Here is a 2,984-nt window from a genome sequence, read left to right on the forward strand (position 1 = left end):
TTGGTGGAGCTAAGCGGGATCGAACCGCTGACCTCTTGCATGCCATGCAAGCGCTCTCCCAGCTGAGCTATAGCCCCGTCACGTAAAGCTTGTCGAGTTGACGGGCGGCATCATATGAATTCCCTTCGCGTGTGTCAACGGCAAAATTAACTCATAGAATTCAATCGCTGAAAAAGCAGTCAAATGAAGAACATTGCGTAACAACTCGCATTCAGTAGTTAAACGCGTCACGGTTTCTACTAAAATGGTGCTATAAAATGGGCCACTAATTAACCCCACGACTACTCAGGGAATCGTTATGTTCAAGGAACGGATGACGCCAGAAGAGCTTGCTAATCTGACCGGATACAGCCGACAGACCATCAATAAATGGGTGCGCAAGGAAGGTTGGGCTACATCACCAAAACCAGGCGTTCAGGGCGGTAAGGCCCGTCTGGTTCACGTCACCGAACAAGTTCGTGAATACATTCGTAGCGCTGAACGTTCAGCCGAAGGTTTATCAGATAACTTATCGTTATCCGGTGATACTTCAATTGAGGCGCTGCTGATTAGACTCGCCAAAGAGATGACGCCGTCAGAACAGAAAATGTTTACGTCACTGATCCTGCGTGAAGGCATTACGGGTTTATTACAACGCTTAGGGATCCGCGAAAACAAATAATATGAAAAAATTACGCAGCAAAATGACGACCGAAGAGCTGGCGGAATGTCTCGGAGTAGCCAAACAAACCGTCAATCGTTGGATTAGAGAGCAAAACTGGACCACCGAAAAGTTTCCCGGCGTTAAAGGCGGTCGCGCAAGACTGATTCATATCGACTCCGGCGTCCGCACGTTTCTGCTCAACATTCCCGCTTTTCGCAAAGTTCCTGAGGTTTATCAGGCCGAAGAACCGCTGGCAGAATACACCCATGTAGTGCGCAGCCATGCCTGCCGCCAGATAATCAGCGCGCTGGACAATATGTCTCCAACGGAACAAGAAAAGCTGGCGATGTATATCTCGCGCGAAGGCATTCGCACTTTCCTTACCCGTCTGGGGATTGATGAGTCTGAATAACGGGTAAAAAAAACGGCAGGAGCGCATCCTGCCGTTGTGTCATCAATCAGCCTGTATTACTGCTGACTTTCACGCTCTGCAATAAACGCCAGCGCTTTGTTAATACGTTCAACGCTGCGGGATTTGCCAATCGCATGCACCGTGACGTCTAACGCCGGGGACTGACCCGCGCCGGTTACCGCGACACGCAGCGGCATCCCAACTTTACCCATGCCCACTTCCAGCTCATCAGCGGTTGCCTGAATCGCGTGGTGGACGTTTTCTGCTGTCCATTCGGTAATGGCGGCAAGTTTATCGCGAACCACTTCCAGCGGCTGACGCGCAACCGGACGCAGGTGTTTCTTCGCCGCGTCAGCGTCGAACTCAGCAAAGTCTTCGTAGAAGTAGCGGCAGCTCTGCGCCATCTCTTTCAGCGTCTTGCAACGCTCGCCCAGCAGTTTCACCAGCTCAGACAGTTGAGGTCCAACGCGGGTATCGATATTTTCCTGCTCAATGTGCCATTGCAGATGCGTTGCCACATATTCCGGCGCCAGCGCATTAATGTAGTGATGGTTCAGCCACTGAAGTTTTTCGGTATTGAACGCGCTCGCAGACTTGCTCACCGCACCGAGGGAGAACAGTTTAATCATCTCTTCACGGGTGAAGATTTCCTGATCGCCGCTGGACCAGCCCAGGCGCACCAGATAGTTCAGCAGCGCTTCCGGCAGGTAGCCGTCATCGCGATACTGCATCACGCTCACCGCACCGTGACGTTTGGAAAGTTTTTTACCGTCGTCGCCGTTGATCATCGACACGTGCGCGTAAACCGGCACCGGCGCGTTCAGCGCTTTCAGGATGTTGATCTGACGCGGGGTGTTGTTGATATGATCTTCGCCACGAATAACGTGAGTGATTTCCATATCCCAGTCGTCGACCACCACGCAGAAGTTATAGGTCGGGGAACCGTCGGTACGGCGAATGATCAGATCGTCCAGCTCCTGGTTGCTGAATTCGATCGGGCCACGGATCTGATCGTCAAAAATAACAGAACCGTCCTGCGGGTTGGCAAAACGCACCACGCAAGGTTCATCGGCGGCATGGTGCTCATGACCGTGGCGGCAGCGGCCGTCGTAACGCGGTTTTTCACCGTTCGCCATCTGCTCTTCACGCAGCGCATCCAGACGCTCTTTGGAGCAGTAGCACTTATATGCGGTGCCTGCTTCCAGCATTTCATCAATAACCGCGTTGTAGCGATCAAAACGTTTGGTCTGGAAGTACGGGCCTTCATCCCATTCCAGATTCAGCCAGTTCATACCATCCATAATGGCTTCAATAGCTTCCGGCGTGGAGCGTTCGAGATCGGTGTCTTCAATACGCAGCACAAACTCACCGCCATGGTTACGTGCAAAAAGCCAGGAATAAAGAGCAGTACGCGCACCGCCGACGTGCAGGTAACCTGTCGGGCTTGGCGCGAAGCGAGTTTTGATTTTCATGAAATGGCCTTACGTTTATAAAGATGCCGACAACCGGCAAATCCAGGGAAGATTATCAGGCTCGTATTCTATCACTGTGGTCTGATTCCTCAATGTTGATCGGGTTGGAACATCACGCTTTGCCATTTTCGTATACAAATCATGCTGCATGGATTGTTTTGCGATCGTTTTGTTTAAATTTACGACGAACGAACAATTTCTTTAGAAAATGCGTTGACTCATTTTCAACTCTCCCTATAATGCGACTCCACACAGCGGGGGTGATTAGCTCAGCTGGGAGAGCACCTCCCTTACAAGGAGGGGGTCGGCGGTTCGAACCCGTCATCACCCACCAACTACTTTATGTAGTCTCCGCCGTGTAGAACAAGAAATTGAGAAGTGGGTGATTAGCTCAGCTGGGAGAGCACCTCCCTTACAAGGAGGGGGTCGGCGGTTCGATCCCGTCATCACCCACCAC

Annotated in this window: 3 protein-coding genes and 3 tRNA genes; 4 read left to right on the forward strand and 2 right to left on the reverse strand. The window is 51.7% G+C overall.

Going from position 1 to position 2,984, the window contains the following annotated elements; genetic code table 11:
• Nucleotide 1 precedes the first annotated feature (1 nt).
• A tRNA-Ala gene (locus ACVXHP_RS24135) sits at nt 2-77 on the reverse strand.
• Between the two features lie 221 nt (nt 78-298).
• Between ACVXHP_RS24135 and ACVXHP_RS24140 the strand changes: the two genes are divergently transcribed.
• Entirely contained in the window at nt 299-661 is a 363-nt protein-coding gene (locus ACVXHP_RS24140; protein WP_006683575.1) for a YfeC-like transcriptional regulator, read from the forward strand.
• 1 nt (nt 662) lies between these two features.
• On the forward strand, nt 663-1,055 hold the full coding sequence (locus ACVXHP_RS24145) for a MerR family transcriptional regulator (protein WP_200005530.1): 393 nt from the start codon (nt 663-665) through the stop codon (nt 1,053-1,055).
• Between the two features lie 56 nt (nt 1,056-1,111).
• Here ACVXHP_RS24145 and gltX read toward each other — a convergent pair whose 3' ends face one another.
• On the reverse strand, nt 1,112-2,527 hold the full coding sequence (gene gltX, locus ACVXHP_RS24150) for a glutamate--tRNA ligase (protein WP_038642458.1): 1,416 nt from the start codon (nt 2,525-2,527) through the stop codon (nt 1,112-1,114).
• A 258-nt stretch (nt 2,528-2,785) separates the two neighbouring features.
• On the opposite strand from gltX, the gene ACVXHP_RS24155 reads away from it, so the two are divergent.
• Together ACVXHP_RS24155 and ACVXHP_RS24160 are read left to right on the forward strand one after the other, a co-directional pair.
• Nucleotides 2,786-2,861, forward strand: a tRNA-Val gene (locus ACVXHP_RS24155).
• Nucleotides 2,862-2,907: 46 nt separating this feature from the next.
• A tRNA-Val gene (locus ACVXHP_RS24160) sits at nt 2,908-2,983 on the forward strand.
• Nucleotide 2,984 lies beyond the last annotated feature (1 nt).

The organism is Citrobacter freundii complex sp. 2025EL-00176, from assembly GCF_053309355.1.

Bases quoted from the DNA above. Each gene is read 5' to 3' on its own strand.
- gltX (WP_038642458.1), bottom strand. From the start codon at position 2,527: ATGAAAATCAAAACTCGCTTCGCGCCAAGCCCGACAGGTTACCTGCAC.
- ACVXHP_RS24140 (WP_006683575.1), top strand. From the start codon at position 299: ATGTTCAAGGAACGGATGACGCCAGAAGAGCTTGCTAATCTGACCGGA.
- ACVXHP_RS24145 (WP_200005530.1), top strand. From the start codon at position 663: ATGAAAAAATTACGCAGCAAAATGACGACCGAAGAGCTGGCGGAATGT.